The 17168-nt window shown below is 72.5% G+C and carries 16 protein-coding genes; 6 read left to right on the top strand and 10 right to left on the bottom strand.

What is annotated here, in order from left to right; all coding sequences use genetic code 11:
• The first annotated feature begins 83 nt into the window (after positions 1-83).
• Positions 84-1268 carry a serine hydrolase domain-containing protein gene (locus ACFOX0_RS09985; protein ID WP_377543887.1) on the top strand — a complete coding sequence of 395 codons (1185 nt, stop codon included), beginning with the start codon at positions 84-86 and terminating at the stop codon, positions 1266-1268.
• A 162-nt stretch (positions 1269-1430) separates the two neighbouring features.
• Here the strand turns inward: ACFOX0_RS09985 and ACFOX0_RS09980 are convergent, their stop codons facing one another.
• Together ACFOX0_RS09980 and ACFOX0_RS09975 are read right to left on the bottom strand one after the other, a co-directional pair.
• The gene (locus ACFOX0_RS09980; protein ID WP_377543884.1) at positions 1431-1772 is read right to left on the bottom strand and encodes an MmcQ/YjbR family DNA-binding protein; all 342 of its coding nucleotides are present in this window, start codon (positions 1770-1772) and stop codon (positions 1431-1433) included.
• A gap of 93 nt (positions 1773-1865) precedes the next feature.
• Positions 1866-2345: a GNAT family N-acetyltransferase gene (locus ACFOX0_RS09975; protein WP_377543881.1), complete on the bottom strand. Its 480-nt coding sequence runs from the start codon at positions 2343-2345 to the stop codon at positions 1866-1868.
• Between the two features lie 67 nt (positions 2346-2412).
• Here ACFOX0_RS09975 and ACFOX0_RS09970 point away from each other — a divergent pair, with 67 nt between their 5' ends.
• A complete protein-coding gene (locus ACFOX0_RS09970) occupies positions 2413-3060 on the top strand; it encodes a PadR family transcriptional regulator (protein ID WP_377543878.1) in 648 nt (215 codons plus the stop codon).
• A gap of 158 nt (positions 3061-3218) precedes the next feature.
• A complete protein-coding gene (locus ACFOX0_RS09965) occupies positions 3219-4406 on the top strand; it encodes an FAD-dependent monooxygenase (protein ID WP_377543876.1) in 1188 nt (395 codons plus the stop codon).
• Positions 4407-4416: 10 nt separating this feature from the next.
• Here the strand turns inward: ACFOX0_RS09965 and ACFOX0_RS09960 are convergent, their stop codons facing one another.
• Complete coding sequence (locus ACFOX0_RS09960) at positions 4417-5274, bottom strand: hypothetical protein (protein WP_377543873.1); 858 nt, start codon at positions 5272-5274, stop codon at positions 4417-4419.
• 194 nt (positions 5275-5468) lie between these two features.
• On the opposite strand from ACFOX0_RS09960, the gene ACFOX0_RS09955 reads away from it, so the two are divergent.
• Positions 5469-8342: a hypothetical protein gene (locus ACFOX0_RS09955; RefSeq protein WP_377543871.1), complete on the top strand. Its 2874-nt coding sequence runs from the start codon at positions 5469-5471 to the stop codon at positions 8340-8342.
• 177 nt (positions 8343-8519) lie between these two features.
• Here the strand turns inward: ACFOX0_RS09955 and ACFOX0_RS09950 are convergent, their stop codons facing one another.
• Positions 8520-9665, bottom strand: a complete 1146-nt coding sequence (locus ACFOX0_RS09950) for an SPFH domain-containing protein (protein WP_377543869.1) — start codon at positions 9663-9665, stop codon at positions 8520-8522.
• Positions 9666-9694: 29 nt separating this feature from the next.
• A complete protein-coding gene (locus tag ACFOX0_RS09945) occupies positions 9695-10156 on the bottom strand; it encodes an NfeD family protein (protein ID WP_377543866.1) in 462 nt (153 codons plus the stop codon).
• 109 nt (positions 10157-10265) lie between these two features.
• Here ACFOX0_RS09945 and ACFOX0_RS09940 point away from each other — a divergent pair, with 109 nt between their 5' ends.
• Positions 10266-11585: a serine hydrolase domain-containing protein gene (locus ACFOX0_RS09940; RefSeq protein ID WP_377543864.1), complete on the top strand. Its 1320-nt coding sequence runs from the start codon at positions 10266-10268 to the stop codon at positions 11583-11585.
• Between the two features lie 6 nt (positions 11586-11591).
• Here the strand turns inward: ACFOX0_RS09940 and ACFOX0_RS09935 are convergent, their stop codons facing one another.
• On the bottom strand, positions 11592-12410 hold the full coding sequence (locus ACFOX0_RS09935) for a DUF3097 domain-containing protein (RefSeq protein WP_377543862.1): 819 nt from the start codon (positions 12408-12410) through the stop codon (positions 11592-11594).
• A gap of 99 nt (positions 12411-12509) precedes the next feature.
• On the opposite strand from ACFOX0_RS09935, the gene ACFOX0_RS09930 reads away from it, so the two are divergent.
• On the top strand, positions 12510-13295 hold the full coding sequence (locus ACFOX0_RS09930) for a hypothetical protein (RefSeq protein ID WP_377543860.1): 786 nt from the start codon (positions 12510-12512) through the stop codon (positions 13293-13295).
• Between the two features lie 112 nt (positions 13296-13407).
• Here ACFOX0_RS09930 and ACFOX0_RS09925 read toward each other — a convergent pair whose 3' ends face one another.
• The 4 genes from ACFOX0_RS09925 to fabG all read right to left on the bottom strand — a co-directional run bounded on the left by ACFOX0_RS09925 (position 13408) and on the right by fabG (position 16955).
• Complete coding sequence (locus ACFOX0_RS09925; protein ID WP_377543857.1) at positions 13408-14187, bottom strand: HAD-IIA family hydrolase; 780 nt, start codon at positions 14185-14187, stop codon at positions 13408-13410.
• A 61-nt stretch (positions 14188-14248) separates the two neighbouring features.
• A complete protein-coding gene (locus ACFOX0_RS09920; protein WP_377543854.1) occupies positions 14249-15280 on the bottom strand; it encodes a ferrochelatase in 1032 nt (343 codons plus the stop codon).
• Between the two features lie 101 nt (positions 15281-15381).
• Entirely contained in the window at positions 15382-16149 is a 768-nt protein-coding gene (fabI, locus tag ACFOX0_RS09915) for an enoyl-ACP reductase FabI (protein ID WP_377543851.1), read from the bottom strand.
• A 101-nt stretch (positions 16150-16250) separates the two neighbouring features.
• The gene (gene fabG / locus ACFOX0_RS09910) at positions 16251-16955 is read right to left on the bottom strand and encodes a 3-oxoacyl-ACP reductase FabG (RefSeq protein WP_377543848.1); all 705 of its coding nucleotides are present in this window, start codon (positions 16953-16955) and stop codon (positions 16251-16253) included.
• Between the last annotated feature and the right edge of the window lie 213 nt (positions 16956-17168).

Genomic DNA, 17168 nt, shown 5'->3' with positions numbered 1-17168 from the left:
CAAGTATGCGTAGGCCAACATATGGCCCACGTATGGTCCCTCGATCGGCCGGCCAGATGCGCCCGCCGGTACACCTGTGGCTCATGACCACTACACGAAGAACGATCCTCTCGCTGGCCGGCGCGGCGCCGCTGGCCCTGGCGCTCGGGAACCCCGCCGGAGCGGACCCGGGTGGCGCGAAAGTGCCCGGTGGCCTCAAAGCCGGTGGGGAACTTGACAGGTTCGTCGCCGACCTGGCGGCCAAGGACGAGTTCTCCGGCTCCCTGCTGCTCACCCACCGCGGGCGGCCCGTGCTGAGCCGGTCATACGGTATGGCTGACAAGGCGCGGGGCATACGTAACGGGCCCGACACCATTTTCGCCCTCGCCTCGGTGACCAAGGTGATCACCGCGCTGAGCGTGGTACAGCTGGTGGAGCGGGGCAAGCTCTCCTTCGCCGCCAGGCTCGGCACGCTCCTCGACGGGTTCGCACCCGAGATCGCGGAGGCGGTGACCATCCACCACCTGCTCACGCACACGTCTGGGCTGGGCGACTTCCACCAGGTGCCCGGTTTCTGGGAGACTGCGCGCACCTGGGCCAGCGCCCAGCAGGTCATGGACGGGATCACCCAGGTCATCCGGGGGATGCCGGTGGCATTCCCCGCCGGCTCCGGACAGGCCTACAGCAATGCCGGATTCCACCTGCTCGGGGCGATCGTGGCGAAGGTATCCGGGCTGTCCTACTACGACTACGTGCGGCGGAACGTCTTCCAACCCGCCGGGATGAGCAGCTCGGACTTCTACACCAAACCGGAATGGCGTACCGATCCCCGGATCGCCCACCCCTACACCGGCCCGAAGTCGGGCGAGCGAACCGACGACATCGACAGCCGCTACTTCATCGGGACGCCGGCCGGCGAGGCCTTCTGCACCTGCGCCGACCTTGACCGCTTCACCCAGGCGCTACTGCGCGGCAAGCTGATCAGCCCGCCGTTCCTTCAGCTGTACGCCGGTGGGAAGGTACCCCTGCCACCGATGCAGCCGCCGCCCGGGTCGCCACCGCCGCCTCCGGGACCGCCGCCGGTGACGCTGCAGTGCTACGGCCCGATCGGAAGTGTCACGGGCGGTCAGTGGTCCTTGAGCCACGGCGGCGGATCCTCCGGGATCTCCACCAGCCTCGAGGTTTTTCCCGACAGCCGGTGGACCGTCGTGGTGTTCAGCAACTACGACCCGCCCGCAGTACAACCCGTCGCCGGAATGGCCCGGCATCTGATCGCCGGCCAGCGGTAGGACCGTGCCACGCCTGATGTCGTCAATGAACCTTTTTCAACCTCTCCTTGCGCTCCGGCGTCGGTCGAGGTCGAAGACGCGGCTTGCGCACCGCGCGGTTCAGGTTGAAAAAGGTTCAATGTTGTGCCTTCGGCATCAGGCGTGACACCGACACGAACTCTGTCAACTGCCGAGTCGCTGCCGGGCGAGGAACTTGGGCACGACCATGCGCCACGCCTCCGTCACCAGCTCGGTCATGTACCCGTGGTCGAGCCGGGCGACGTGGCAACACACCCAGTTGAAGCGCTGGTCGGACACGCCGGGCAGGAAGAACAGGTCCGGCTCGCCGGCGATGAGCCCGTCGCGCTGCTCCTTCGGATACCCGAAGCCCATCGTTTCCTCATCGCGGGAGAACGCGACGTACACGATGGAACCGACCCGGAACTTGACCCGGTCCCGGATCAGGTGCTCACTGCTTCGTGGCAGTGTCCGGGCCAGCGCCCGGACGTCGGCAACGGTGACCATGGGCCCAACCGTACGCATGAGGTCCGACGTCGCGTTCCCAGCTCGGTCGCCCGGCAGCAAGAAGATCTGGACGGAGCTCCGCGGGTCATCGCCCTATGACGGACCGTCGGCGGGATCGGCGCACATGCGGATCTTGACGTCGTTGTCGCCGTGCCGGGCGACAACCCGGAAGCCCAACCGTTCGTACAGGGCGTAGGCCCGGTGGTTGATCGCCAACACGTCGAGCAGCACCGATTGCCGGCGGGCCGCGCCCTCGGCGAGGAGCTGCCGGATCAGCCGGGTGCCGATGCCCCGGCCCTGGTGCTTCAGGGCGAGCTCGATCCGGGCCAGATAGATCTCGGTGGGCCGGTACTCCACCGTCAGCGCGCCGGCGTCCCGCCCGCCGACGGTGACGATCATCGTCCGGGTCGGGTCGAACTGCCGCTCATGGAAGCCGCGCTGCTCGGCCTCGTCCCAGCCCCAGACCGCCGCGACGTGATCCCGCATCGCCGCACGGTGCAACCGGTAGCAGAACTCGCTGTCCGCCGTGGTGGCCGGGCGCAACCCGATCACTGACCTCTCCTCGCCGGTCACTTGCCAGATGGTACTCGCCACCATATGCTCGTTCACGAGTAATCGTTAGCGAGGACGGTGTTCCGGGATGGCCAAGCGACGCAAGGTCGGCAATCTGCTGGCGCTGGCCGTGCTGTCCGCGCTCGCCCAGCGCCCCATGCATCCGTACGAGATCGCCACGGCCCTGCGGTCCTGGGGCAAGGACCAGGACATGGACCTCAAGTGGGGGTCCTTCTACACGGTGGTCCGCAACCTGGACAAGCACGGCCTGATCGAGGCGATGGAGAGCGTGCGCGAGGGCCGGCGGCCCGAGCGCACGGTCTACCGGATCACCGAACCCGGTCGCGCGGAGCTGATCGACTGGGCCCGCGAGTTGGTTTCCACCCCGATGCCCGAGCGCCCGCGGTTCCGCGCCGGCCTGTCGGTGCTCGCGGTGCTGCACCCGGACGAGGCGACCGACCTGTTGCGGCAGCGACTGGACCGGCTGGCCGAGCAGATCGTCGCCGACCGGGCCGCACTCGCCGAGCACACCCGGCAGGTCCCGCGGCTGTTCCTGGTCGAGTCGGAGTACGACCTGGCCCTACGGGAGGCGGAGGCGGCCTGGATCCGCGCGCTGCTCGCCGAGCTCACCTCGGGCAGCTACCCGGGGCTGGACATCTGGCGGACCGTCCACGAAACCGGCGAGCTGCCGCCGGAGCTGACCGCACTCGCGGAGAGAGGGCTTTCCACCGAGTGAAGGACGGCCCCGGCGCGGTGCGCCAACACCACACCGGGGCCACACCTCGAACCACACCTGGGAAGGCGTCCGGCCCGAGGCCGCAACCACGAGGATAGCCGGGGTCCCTCCCAGGTCGGTTCGGCACGTACCGCAACCGCACCCCAGGGAGAACGACAATGTCCAAGGTAAAGACGGCGATCGTGGTCGGCGGCGGAATCGCCGGCCCGGTGACCGCGATGGCACTGCGCCGGGCCGGCATCACGGCCACCGTCCACGAGGCGTACCCGGGCAGCACCGACGGCATCGGCGGGACGCTCGCGCTCGCGCCGAACGGGGTCGCCGCGCTGCGGCACGTCGGTGCCGACGAGGCGGTGGCCGCGATCGCCACCCCGATCCACCAGACGGTGATGCTGGTCTGGACCCGCCGGATCGAGATGCCCGGCCTGACCGACGCGCCGCCGTTGCGGGTGGTTCACCGCGCCGCCCTCCACCGGATCCTGCACGACCGGGCCGTCGCCGACGGCGTCCCCTTCGCGTACGGCAAGCGGCTGGTCGGCGCGCGGGAGACCGCGGACGGGGTCACCGCGAGCTTCGCCGACGGCAGCACCGCACACGCGGACGTCCTGATCGGCGCCGACGGCGTCCACTCGACCGTACGGCGACTCATCGACCCGGCCGCCCCCGGCCCGAGGTACACCGGAATGCTCGGCTTCGAGGCACTGGCCCGGCACGAGGTGGACGTCGAGCCCGGCACCATGACGTTCGCCTTCGGCCGCAACGCCTACTACCTGTTCTGGCGCGAACCCGGTGGCGGCACCCGATGGGGCGCCAACCTGCCGCGCGACCGGCCGATGAGCTTCACCGAGGCGCGCGAGGTGCCCCGCGAGCAGTGGCTGCGTACGCTGCGCACCGCCTACGGCGACGACGAACCGGGGCGGGACCTGGCGGACACCAGCGACGTCGAATCGGTGCGGTCGGTCGGCGCGCTGCACATCATGCCGCCGGTGCCGCACTGGTGGCGGGGTCGGATGGTGTTGGTCGGCGACTCGGCGCACGCGCCGTCGAACAGCTCCGGCCAGGGCGCGTCGCTGGCGATCGAGAGCGCCGTACAGGTGGCCCGCTGCCTGCGCGACCTGCCGGACGTACCGTCGGCGTTCGCCGCCTTCGAGCGGTTGCGGCGGGCGCGGGTGGAGCGGATCGCGGCCCGCGCGGCGCGGATCAACAACGCGAAGGCCCCCGGCCCGGTGGCCCGGACCCTGATGCCGATCATGATGCCGTTGCTGGTCCGGACCGCGATGAAGCCGGAGAAGACGCTCGGCCCCGAGCAGCGCTACGTCATCGACTGGGACGCCGCCGCGCGCTGAGGTTCCCGCCTCACGGGGCGGCGGGGGTGCCGCCGGTGGCGACGCCGGGAGTGATCTTCGGCGTGGTCGCGGCGACCGCCGCGGTCGCGGCCGACGAGACCGCGGCGGTGGCCGCCGACGCCGCGGTACGGGCCGGCGCGTCGCCGCCCAGGGTCGGGGTGGGTCGGGGCAACAGCCGGCCGGTCTTCCAGGCGATGCCCACCCCGGCCGCCAGCACCAGCAGCGCGCCGACGGTCCGCAGCACCGGCAGCAGCAGGCCGCCCAGGCCCAGCATCGGTGCGGCGATCATCAGCAACGTGCCGTCGGTCGGACCGAACACCTCGGAGCGGACCACGGCGAGCCCGCTGAACAGCAACCCGACGCTGAAGACCGCGCCGCCGACCAGGGCCAGCACCCGGGCGTGGCCGGCGTAGCCGGTCGCGTCGACGCCGACCCCGGACAGCGGCATCAGCAACGTGCCGAACAGCGCGATCAACGCCCCGGCGGTGGCCTGCTGCCGGCTGCGGGCGGTGGCCAGCAGGCAGGCCAGCGACAGCAGCGCGAGCATCCCCAGCCAGTTGGCCAGCAGCAGACCGAAGAACCGCACCGACCCGCCGACCGTGGCGATGGTGGCGAGGCTGGTGCCGCCGAAGGTGACGATGATGTAGAGGGCGGCATAACCGGGCAACAGCCACACGGCGGCCCGGGCGAAGCGGCGCAGGGACCAGGCCCAGCTCGCGTTGGTGGCCGGCTTCGCCGGCTCGGACTCGTCGAAGAACGGCAACAGGTTGATCCCCACCCGGCCGATCACCCGTACCGGTCGGGCCAGGGCGGATCGGCTCGCCCCGGTCGGTGCCGGCCCCCGTGCGGCGCCATCGGAATCGGTCATCACGCCACCTCTCTTCCGGCCGGGTTCGGCTTTCGATGAGTCTCAGAGGCCGCCGACCGGATCCGGCTGATCGGAATCGGTCTCATTTCTGATGGTGGCAGATGTGGTGACCGGGCACGGCCGGTTCACCGATTCGACCGGCCGCCCGAACCGGGCCGGCTGGAAGAATAGACGAGGGCCCATACCATGGACGGGTGCGGACACCTCTGTTAGGTCGGTGGCCGGCGGCGCCGCATCGGACGCCGGCCACCGGTTTCGACGCCTTCATCTCCTACAGCCACGCCCTGGACGGTCGGCTGGCGCCCACCCTGCAACGGGAACTGGAACGCTTCGCCAAGCCCTGGCACCGTACCCGCTCGCTGCGGGTGTTCCGGGACGACGCCAACCTGACGGCGAACGCGGGCCTCTGGCCCTCCATCGAGGCCGCCCTGGCCGCCTCACGGTGGCTGATCCTGATGGCCTCGCCGGAGGCGGCCGCGTCGGTCTGGGTCGACCGGGAGGTGCGCTGGTGGTTGGCGAACCGACCGGCGGACCGCCTGCTGATCGTGCTCACCGACGGTGAACTCGCCTGGGACGCCGACAGCGGCCGGTTCGACCCGGACCGCACCACGGCCTTGCCACCGTCGTTGCGGACCCGGCTCGGCGAGGAGCCGCGGTGGGTGGACCTGCGCTGGCTGCGCGACGCCGAACAGGTCGAACCGGCCAACCCACGGCTGATCGACTGCGTGGCCGACCTGGCCTGCGCCGTGCGCGGGGTGCCGAAGGACCTCCTGGTCGGCGAGCACATCCGGCAGCGCCGGCGGACCGTCCGGGCCGTGGTCGGGGCGGTCACCGCGCTGGTCGTACTGGCCGTCGCCGCCGGTGTCGCGGCCAGCGTCGCGGTACGCCAACGGGACAACGCCATCCGCCAGGCTCGGCTGGCGACGGCTCGGGCGCTGGCAGCCACGGCGGTGGCGAACATCGACACCCACCTGGACGTCGCGGCGCTGTTGGCCGCCGAGGCGTACCGGATGGACCAGGACGCGCAGACCCGGTCCGCGCTGTTCCAGGTGACGGCGGCGAGCCCGTACCTGCGGCGGTTCCAACCGCTGCCCGCGACGGTGGCAGCGCTCGCGGCGTCGGGTGACGGCCGGTCGGTCTTCGCCGGGAGCGACGACGGGCGGCTGCTGCGGTGGGACGCGCCGCCCGGCGCCGGCACGGGACCACCAGTCGGCCAGCCGACAGCCGGCACACCGACCGGCCGACCGGCGGCCGGTGCCACCGGCACACCGACCGCCGACGCCGGCGGTGCGTCACCGGCCGACGCGGTGATCAGCGTCCGGGCCGCCGATCGGGGGATCACGGCGCTCGCCGCGGACGACGCCGGCGACCGGGTCGTCGCCAGCGACGGGACGAAACTGTACGTCTGGCACCCCGGCGACCCGCCGCGGGCCGTGTTCGCGGGTCGGGTCGCCGCGGTCGCCGTGTCACCCTCGGGCCGCACCGCCGCGGTCGTCGGCGGGCAGGCCGGTGATCCGCTGATCCTCTTCGACCCGGGCACCGGTAAGGAACTGCGCCGGCACCGGCTGGATGCCGGTTGGGCGGCGGTCGGCCTGCCGGACGACCGTACGGTGGCCCTGGCCGACGGCACCGGGGCATGGGCCCGCCTCGACGCCGCCGACTTCGCCCGCCGGGAGGGGTCCGACGAGCAGGTGACCCCGGCCGACCAGTACTACTGCTGCGGCTACTCCCCCGACACGAGCTACTTCGCCTGGGCCAAGTACGGTCAGGTCTGGCTGACCGCCCACCCCGCCGGACCGGACGGCGCCGGGCAGCCCCGGTCCCCGGCCGAACCGGCGGCGATCCCGATCGAGGAACCGGACCGGTTCGCCGTCGCCACGGACGGTCGGGCCGTCGCGGCCGCCGGTGGCGAGGCCCTGTACGCCTATCTGACCGACGGCGGCGTCAAACGACTGCCCGGCACGTCCGGCACCCGGGCCATGGCCTTCCTCGGCACGCACCGACTGGTCACCGCCACGGCCGCCGGCAGCACGCTGGTCCTGTGGGACTTCGACCAGGTGTCCCGGATGCTCGCCGGACCGCCTACCGACGCGCCGGACACCAGCAACGCCGGGCCGGTGCCGCAGCTGGCCGTCGCACCCGACGGCCACCGCCTCGCCGTGCTCAGCGAGGGACACCTACGGATCGAACAGCTCGACGGACCAGCGCGGCCGACGGAGGCGGATCTCGACGCCTACTCCGGGATCCCGGTCTGGTTGTCCGCCGAACGGCTGCTTGTGCTCTCCGACGGGCCGCCGACCGGCTGGCCCGACCGGCCGACGTGGACGCAGCCGGCACCGCCGGGCGTACGGGCGGTCGGCCTCTCCCCCGACGGAGGGCGGCTGGTCGTGGTGACCGCCGACGGCGGCGTCCAGTGGCGCGATCCGGCCACCGGGACGGTCCGGTGGAGCGTTCCCGGGCCGGGCAGACTGCCGCCGGAGCGGCGCGCCAACACCGCGGCGGTGAGCCCCGACGGACGCAGCGCCGCGGTCGTCGCACCGGACGGCACCGTCCGGGTCGTCTCCGTCGGTACCGACGACGTTCGCCAACTAGCCGGGTCGAACGCCCGGGCGGTCGGTTACGCCGGCGACAACCTGCTCGTCGGCGGTGCGGACGGCCTGCTGGCGGTCTGGCGGACCGGCCGGGAGCCGGACCGGCTGGTCGGTCCGGGTGCCGCCTACACCGACATTCTCGCCGGCTCCCCGGACGGTCTCGCCGTCCGGCTCACCGGTCAGGGCACCCTGGTCTTCGTCGACGTCCGCTCGGGCGACGAACTCGGCCGGGTCGCGCTGCCGCTGCCGGGCCGCTCCACCGGGCTGGCGCCCTGGGGAGCCACCGGCGCGGTCGCGGACCCGGGCGGGCGGGAGTTCGTCACCGCGACCGACTCCGGCGAGGTGCTGCGCTGGAGCGTCGATCCGGCGGACTGGACCCGCGCCGCCTGCGACGTGGCCGGGCGCGACCTGACCAGGGCCGACTGGCGACTGTTCGTGGGAACCGCCGCGCCGGACGAACTGTCCTGCCCACGCTGATTCGGCGGTCGCCGTCCGGCCGGGCGGCCCCCCGACCCGTCCGGACGGACGGCGACGCCCCGGCGCCTGATCTGAGATCGGGCCGTCACAGCCGATCGTGTCAGGGGCCGGGGCGTCGCGCGGCGGTTTGCCGAGTTTTTCTCACCTCGGCGCGGCCGGGAGGGCCGCCGGGCCGGATCAGTGCAGGCGTTCGGTGCGGTCCGGGTCGGTGGTCCGCAGGACCGCGGTGCGCTCCGGATCGTCGTCCCCCAGCACGGCGGATGGCGGGACCGGATCGCCCTGGGTCAACTCCTGCGACTTCTTGTCCGAGCCGCTGGCCTGCGCCTCGGCGGCACGTACCTCGTTGTGCACCTCCTGCGCGGCGGCGGCAGCGGCCTCGGCCGCCTCGGCCGCCTCCCGCTCGACGGCGCCGGCGTCCACCGCCGCCGACGGCGCGTCACCGACCATGTTGCCCAGGCCGCCCAGCGCGCCACCCAGGCCCTCCAGGGCCTTGGTCAGCTCCGTCGGCACGATCCAGACCTTGTTGGCCTGGCCGTTGGCGATCTGCGGCAGCGCTTGCAGGTACTGGTAGGCGAGCACCTTCTGGCTCGGGTTGGCCTGGTGGATCGCGTCGAAGACGGTACGGATCGCCTTGGCCTGACCCTCGGCCTGCAGGATCCGGGCCTGGCGGTCACCGTCGGCGCGCAGCACGGCGGCCTGCTTCTCACCCTCGGCGGAGAGGATCTGCGACTGCTTGTGCCCCTCCGCGTTGAGGATGGCCGCCCGCCGGTCGCGCTCGGCGCGCATCTGCTTCTCCATCGAGTCGCGGATGCTGGGCGGCGGCTCGATGGCCTTGATCTCCACCCGGGTGACCTTGATGCCCCACCGGCCGGTGGTCTCGTCGAGCACCCCGGACAGGTGCCGGTTGATCTCCTCCCGGCTGGTCAGCGCCCGCTCCAGGTCCAGCGAGCCGATCACGTTCCGCAGGGTGGTGACGGTCAACTGCTCGATGGCCTGGAGGAAGTTGGAGATCTCGTAGGTGGCCCGGACCGAGTCGACAACCTTGAAGTAGAGCACGGTGTCGATCGAGACGACCAGGTTGTCCGAGGTGATCACCGGCTGCGGCGGGAAGCTGACCACCTGCTCCCGCATGTCGACCTTGGTGCGCACCGCGTCGACGAACGGCACCAGCAGGTTGAGTCCCGGGTTCAGGGTGCGCTTGTAACGGCCGAGTCGCTCGACCACGTCCTGCCGTTGCTGCGGGACGATCCGCACCGCGCGGATCAGGGTTATCGCCACTATCAGGGCCACGGCGCCGAGCAGCACCGCGATCGCAGTCCCCATACAGGTCACCTTCTCATTTCCGGTGGTTTCTATTCGGGCAGTCCGCTGGATGTCGGCTCGTCCCGCCAGACCATGGCGGTCACGCCTCTGACCTCGATCACCCGGACCCGTTCGCCGGGCTCGAAGACCTGGGTCCCGTCGTACGCGCGGGCGGTCCAGAGCTCGCCGTCGATCTTGATCTGGCCGCCGTCGGCGTCCACCCGGTCCAGCACCAACGCGTCGGCGCCTTCGATGGCCGCCACCCCGATCGGTGTGCCGTGGTCGTCGGTCGCGGACTCGAGGTGCTTCTTGATGGTCGGTCGGACGGCCACCACGGTCAGCGCGGAGACCAGGGCGAACACCAGGGCCTGCAGGGCGATCGGGGCGCCCAGCGCGGCCGCGCCGGCCGCGGCGAGGGCCCCGACCGCGAACATGATCAGGAACAGCGTGGTCGTGAAGATCTCGGCGACGGCCAGCACGACGCCCAGGACGATCCACAGCACCGGTTCCATATACAGATAGTGTCACGTCCGCGCACGTGGGTGCGACCGCGAAGATCACCTTTGTCGGTAGAGTGCGATAGCCCGTTGCCGGATCCCGTGCCCGAGGAGACCCACGACCGTGTCGCTGCTGCCGGAGACCGTACGCCGGATCGACGCCCTGGTGACCGACGCCCAGTCGGCCGGACGGGTGCCCTCCCTGATCACCGGCGTGGTCCGCGACGGCGCCCTGGTGCACGTGGCCGGTGCCGGTGTCCACCCGGCGCCGGACCCGGACATCCAGTACCGGATCGGTTCGATCAGCAAGACGATGACCGCGGTCCTGGTGCTGCGGCTGCGCGACGAGGGACGGCTGCACCTCGACGACCCGCTGGAACGGCACCTGCCCGGCACGCCGGTCGGCGCGGTGACCCTGCGCCAGCTCCTCGGCCACGCCTCCGGCCTGCAGCGGGAACCCGACGGTGACTGGTGGGAACGCAGCGCGGGCGCCGACCTGCCGACCCTGCTCGCCGGGCTGGGCCCGGAGAAGCTGGCCCACCCGCCGCACTTCACGTACCACTACTCCAATCTGGGCTTCGGGCTGCTCGGCGGGGTACTGGAGAGGCTGGTCGGCGAGGCGTGGTGGGACCAGGTCCGGACCCGGCTGCTGGCACCGCTGGGCATGCGCCGCACCACGTACCAGGCCGAGGAGCCGTTCGCCCGCGGTTACGTCGTACACCCGTGGCGCGGGACGCTGCGCGAGGAGCCGCGCACCGACACCGGCGCGATGGCCCCCGCCGGGCAGCTCTGGTCGACCACGGCCGACCTGGCCGCCTGGGCGGCCTTCCTGGCCGACCCGGACCCGGCGGTGCTGCGGCCGGAGACGCTCACCGAGATGACCGTCCCGGTGGCGATCAACGACACCTGGACCGGCGGGCACGGACTCGGCGTGGAGCTGGCCCGCTCCGGCGAGCGGATCTACGTCGGCCACGGCGGCTCGATGCCCGGCTACGTCGCCACCGTCAGCGTGCACCGGCCGTCGCGCACCGGCGTGGTCGGCTTCGCCAACGCGTACGGGTTCCGCGCCGGCCACCTCGGCGGCCTGGGCGTACGCCTGCTGGACACCGTGCTGGACACCGAACCGCCGCCGGCCGTGCGACCCTGGCGTCCGGTCGACGGGCTGCCGGCCGACGCCGCCGAGCTGGCCGGCCGCTGGTGGTGGATGGGCCGGGAGTACGAGACCGAGTGGGACCCGGACACCGAGGAACTGGTCTTCACCCTGCTCCGCCCGGCGCGCGGCGTGCCGTGGCGGTTCGTCCGCGAGGGCACCGACCGGTGGCGCGGTCGGGCCGGCCAGAACCGGGGCGAGATCCTCACCGTCCGCCGCGACGCGGCCGGTACCGTGGACACCCTCGACGTCGCCACCTTCGTCCTCACCCGCGACCCCGACCGGGTCGAGTGAGGCCGGTCAGCCGACGTCCGGTGTGGTGGTCACGAAGTCGATCAGCCGTTCCACGGCGTTGATGAGCGGCGTCTCGACGTCCGCGAAGCTGTCCACCTTGGACAGGATGTGCCGCCACAGCACGGCCGGCTCGTCGACGCCGAGGGCCGCGCAGACGCCCTCCTTCCACGGCCGTCCCGGCGGGACCACCGGCCACGCCCGGATGCCCAGCGCGGCCGGCTTCACCGCCTGCCAGACGTCCACGTACGGATGGCCGGTCACCAGCACGTACGGCGAGGTGACGGCGGCGACGAGGCGGCTCTCCTTGGAGCCGGGCACCAGGTGGTCCACCAGCACGCCGAGCCGGCGGGTCGGCCCGGGCGCGAAGTCACGCACCTCGCCGGCCAGTTCGTCGATGCCGTTCAGCGGCTGCACCACCACGCCCTCGATCCGCAGGTCGTCGCCCCAGATGCGCTCCACCAGGGCGGCGTCGTGCACGCCCTCCACCCAGATCCGGCTGGCCTTGGCCACCTGGGCGGGTACCCCGTCGACGGCGATCGACCCGGAGGCGGTCCGTCGGCGGGCCGCCGGGGCCGCGGTCGGCGCCGGCCGGCGCAGGGTCACCGGCTCGCCGTCGAGCAGGAAGGCCGCCGGCAGCAGCGGGAAGTTGCGCCGCCGGCCGTGCCGGTCCTCCAGCACCACCGCACCGGCCTCGAACCCGACGACCGCGCCGCAGAAACCGGAGTCGGCGTCCTCCACCACCAGGTCGATCTCGGCGTCGACCGTCGGCGTCACCTTGCGCCGCCGCCAGTCGCCGGCCAGCACGTCGTTGCCGTATCTCCCCATCCGGCCGACGTTAGTGCGTCGGGGCGTCCCGGGCACGGTGGCGCGCCGCTTCGGTCCGGGGTCGAGACACGGCCGCGGGGACCACGTACTCTTGCCTGCATGTTCCCAGCAGTGGGCGCCGTGACCCTCGCTCCCCGCCGGTCGAGCCGGTTCGTGACCTGGGTGCGCGCGTGGCGTGCCGGGCTGGTGCCGTACGACGAGGTGGCCGAGCAGATCGCCGGCGACGAGGAGCATCTGGTCGCCGACGCACCGGGCACCTGGACCGACGTCCCGCTGCGCGAGGCCCTCCCCACCCTGTCCAAGATCACGCCAGACGACGTCCGGCTCAGTCTGCCCGCCCCGGGCGACCCGCGCGGCCTGCCCGGCCCGGGTCCGTTCGCCGGCGCGGCGCTGCTGGCCGGCGAGGCCGTGCTGGCCGGCGACCTGGGGCTGGTGCCCGAGGTACGCAGCCACACGTCCGGTTCCGGGGACACCTTCGAGACGGTGCTGTGGACGGTCTACCCGCTGCCCGAGCGGCGCGGCGCCTACCTCGACCCGGGCGCGGCCGAGGCGGAGGCCGAACTGGCCACCGCGCTGGCCGAGGCGACGGCCGCGCTGACCCGGCTCGACGTCGCGGCCTGGCGGCCGGAGCTGGCCGGCGCGCTGGCCGCGCTGCGCCGTCCGGACGGCTCGACCGACCTGCCGCCCGGGTTCGACCCGCGGGCCCGGCGGCTGTTCGCCCGGGCCAGCGTCCTGGACCAGGTGCTGGCGCTGGCCGAGCACGCGGCACCGGGCGGCGCGGTGAACACCTACGAGGCGCAGCAGCGGGACGCGGCCCTGCGCCCGCTCACCGCAGCCTGCCGGCGGGCCCTGGTCGCCGCCTGCAACGCCCCGATTCGTCCCTGAACCGCCGGTCCCGGGTGTTGTCCCACCTGACGGTGCCGACCGCCCGGATTCTGGACCGCCCGACCCGGTCGCGGCCGACCGCCCGGTCCGGCGGGCCCACCGGCCGGACGGGTCAGATCTCGTCGATCAGGTCGGCCACCGAGTCGACGATCCGCGACGGCCGGTACGGGTACCGCTCGGCCTCGGTACGGGTGCTGATGCCGGTGAGCACCAGCACGGTCTCCAGCCCGGCCTCCAGGCCGCAGAGGATGTCGGTGTCCATCCGGTCGCCGATCATCGCCGTGGTCTCCGAGTGCGCCTCGATGGTGTTCAGCGCCGAGCGCATCATCATCGGGTTGGGCTTGCCGACGAAGTACGGCTCCACCCCGGTCGCCTTGGAGATCATCGCGGCCACCGAACCGGCCGCCGGCAACGCCCCCTCGGCCGACGGGCCGGTCGGGTCCGGATTGGTGCAGATGAACCGGGCGCCGTCGTCGATCAGCCGGACCGCCTTGGTGATCGCCTCGAAGCTGTAGGTGCGGGTCTCGCCCAGCACCACGTAGTCCGGCGAGTAGTCGGTCAGGATGTAGCCGACGGCGTGCATCGCGGTGGTCAGGCCGGCCTCGCCGATCACGTACGCGGTGCCGCCCGGCCGCTGGTCGGACAGGAACTGGGCGGTGGCCAGCGCGGCCGTCCAGATGGCGTGCTCGGGCACCTCGAAGCCCATCCGGGTGAGCCGGGCCCGCAGGTCGCGCGGGGTGTAGATCGAGTTGTTGGTCAGCACCAGGAACGGCTTGCCGGAACCGCGCAGGCGGTTGACGAACTCGGGCGCGCCGGGCACCGGCTGCCCCTCGTGCACCAGCACACCGTCCATGTCGGTGAGCCAACTCTCGACCGGTTTCCGGTCTCTCATCTGAACATCTCCTCGCCGGGGGCGGGGTCGTGGGCGGCGTCGGGTCAGGGGCAGCGGCGGGTCAGGGGCGGCGGCGGGGCGGCGGGCAGCAGTCCGCCGGGCAGGTGTCCCAGACTGGGAGGCTACCCAGCCCGGGTTGCGGGCGCGTGTCGGCCGGGTTGAGCCGCTCGGTGACCAACTCCCGGATCATCGACACGAACCGCGGGTCGGTGCCCGGCGTACCGGCCCGGACGAAGTCCAGGCCCAGCCGCTTCGCCGTGTCGGCCGCCTCGTTGTCCAGGTCCCAGACCACCTCCAGGTGGTCCGAGACGAAGCCGATCGGGCTGACCACGACCGAGGTCACCCCGTCGGCGGCGAGCGCGGTCAGGTGGTCGTTGACGTCCGGCTCCAGCCAGGGCACCTGCGGCGGGCCGGACCGGCTCTGCCACACCAGGTCGTACGGCAGGTCGGGGGCCGCCGCCGCGGCCACCAGGCGGGCCGTCTCGCGCAGTTGCGCCTCGTACCGACCGCCGGTGGGACCGGCGGTGGCGGCCATCGAGGTGGGGATCGAGTGGGCGGTGAAGACCAGCCGGGTGGTGGACCGCCGGGCCGGGTCCAGGGTCGCCGCCGCGTGGCGTACGGCGTCGGCGTGCGGCTCGACGAAGCCCGGGTGGTCCCAGAACTGCCGGATCTTGTCGATCACCGGCGCGTCCGCGCCGACGGCGGCCCGGGCGGCGGCGATGTCCTCCTGGTACTGCCGGCAGGAGGAGTAACCGCCGTACGCGCTGGTGACGAAGGCCAGCGCGGAGCGCACCCCGTCGTCACGCATCCGGCCGACCGTGTCGGCCAGCATCGGGTGCCAGTTCCGGTTGCCCCAGTAGATCGGCAGGTCCAAGCCGTTCGCGGCGAAGTCCGCGCCGAGGGCGGCGAGCAGGTCCCGGTTCTGCTGGTTGATCGGCGACACGCCGCCGAAGTGCTGGTAGTGCTCGGCCACCTCGGCCAGCCGCTCGGGCGGCACGCCCCGGCCCCGGGTGACGTTGGCCAGGAACGGCAACACGTCCTCGGGTCGCTCCGGGCCACCGAACGAGACCAGCACCACTGCTTCGTACGACATGGTTCCCATTCTTCCCGCCCGGCCGGCCGGCCTCACCGCCGGCCGCCTGTTACCTGCCCCACCGGCGCCGCCGGCACCGGTGGCACCGCTCGACGTCGGGGTCAGGCACCGAGGGCGTGGTAGCCGCCGTCGACGTGGATGATCTCGCCGGTGGTGGCCGGGAACCAGTCGGAGAGCAGGGCCAGGCAGGCGCGGGCGGCCGGTTCCTGGTCGGTCAGGCTCCAGCCGAGCGGCGCCCGGTCGGTCCAGGTCTGCTCGAACTGCTCGAACCCGGGAATCGACCGGGCGGCCATCGTACGCAGCGGTCCGGCCGAGACCAGGTTGCTGCGAATGCCCTTCGGACCCAGGTGCAGCGCCAGGTAGCGGGACGCGGACTCCAGCCCGGCCTTGGCCACGCCCATCCAGTCGTAGACCGGCCACGCCTTGGTCGCGTCGAAGGTCAGCCCGACCACCGACGAACCGGCCCCCATCAGCGGCAGCGCGGCCATCGCCAGCGACTTGTAGGAGTACGTCGAGACGTGCACCGCGGTGGCCACGTCCTCCCACGGCGCGTCCAGGAAACCACCGCCGAGGCAGCTCTGTGGCGCGAACCCGATCGAGTGCACCACCCCGTCCAGCCCGTCGACGTGCTCGCGGACCTTGTCGGCCAGACCGGCCAGGTGGTCGGCGTTGGTGACGTCCAGCTCGATCACCGGCGCGGGCTCCGGCAGCCGCTTGGCGAACCGCTCGACCAGCGACAACCGGCCGAAGCCGGTCAGCACGACCTGCGCGCCGTTCTGCTGCGCGAGCCGCGCCACCGAGAAGGCGATCGACTGGTCGGTGATGACGCCGGTGACGAGCAGCCGCTTGCCGGCCAACAGTCCAGACACGTGTGGATCCTCCGTACTCGCGAGATGACCGGTTCCGTCGGCGGCCGGGCCGGCCGCGGGCGGTGCCGGGTGTCAGTGACCCGGGCCGCGGGGGCCGGGTGTCAGTGGCCCATGCCCAGGCCGCCGTCGACCGGGATGACGGCGCCCGAGACGTAGCCGGCGGCGTCGCTGGCCAGCCAGGTGACCACGTTCGCCACCTCCTCCGGCTCGGCGAACCGACCGGCCGGGATGGACTTCTTGTACTCCGCCTTGAGGCTGTCGGTCAGGTTCGCGGTCATGTCGGTCTCGATGAAGCCGGGCGCGACCACGTTGGCGGTGATGTTCCGGCTGCCCAACTCGCGGGTGATCGACCGGGCCACCCCGACCAGACCGGCCTTGCTGGCCGCGTAGTTGACCTGGCCGGCGCCGCCCAGCAGGCCGACCACCGACGAGACGAAGATCATTCGCCCCCAGCGGGCCCGGAGCATCTTGCCCGACGCGCGCTTGGCGCACCGGAACGCGCCGGTGAGGTTGGTGTCGACCACGGAGGTGAACTGCTCCTCGGACATCCGCAGCAACAGCGTGTCGTCGGTGATGCCGGCGTTGGCCACCAGCACCTCGACCGGCCCGAACTCCGCCTCGACCGCGTCGAACGCGGCGTCCACGGCGGCCGAGTCGGTGATGTCGCACCGCACGCCGAACAGCCCGTCCGGCGCGCCGCTGCTCCGGTGGGTCACCGCCACCCGGTCGCCCTGCTTGGCGAAGGCCTGCGCGATGGCCAGCCCGATGCCACGATTACCGCCGGTCACCAGCACAGTACGGGCCACGGGTCCCCCTCTTCGACGTACCACCCGGCCGGCTCGGCGGGTGCGGACACTGCGGTTGGAGATTAGGCGCTACCGGCAGGTAACGACGAACCCGGGGGGTGGTGTCCCTGTGGGTTTGGTCAAAGGGCTGTCGCTGGTGAGATGGCCCGTCTGGCACTCTGGCAGGCATGGAAGTCGATCCGGCGACGGGAGTCTTGGAGAACGAAGACATGC

This window comes from Micromonospora zhanjiangensis, from assembly GCF_042650605.1.
In the GTDB taxonomy this organism is placed as follows: domain Bacteria; phylum Actinomycetota; class Actinomycetes; order Mycobacteriales; family Micromonosporaceae; genus Micromonospora_J; species Micromonospora_J zhanjiangensis.
The sequence above is the reverse complement of the archived record's forward strand: the minus strand, read 5'-3'. Positions and strand labels throughout refer to the sequence as shown.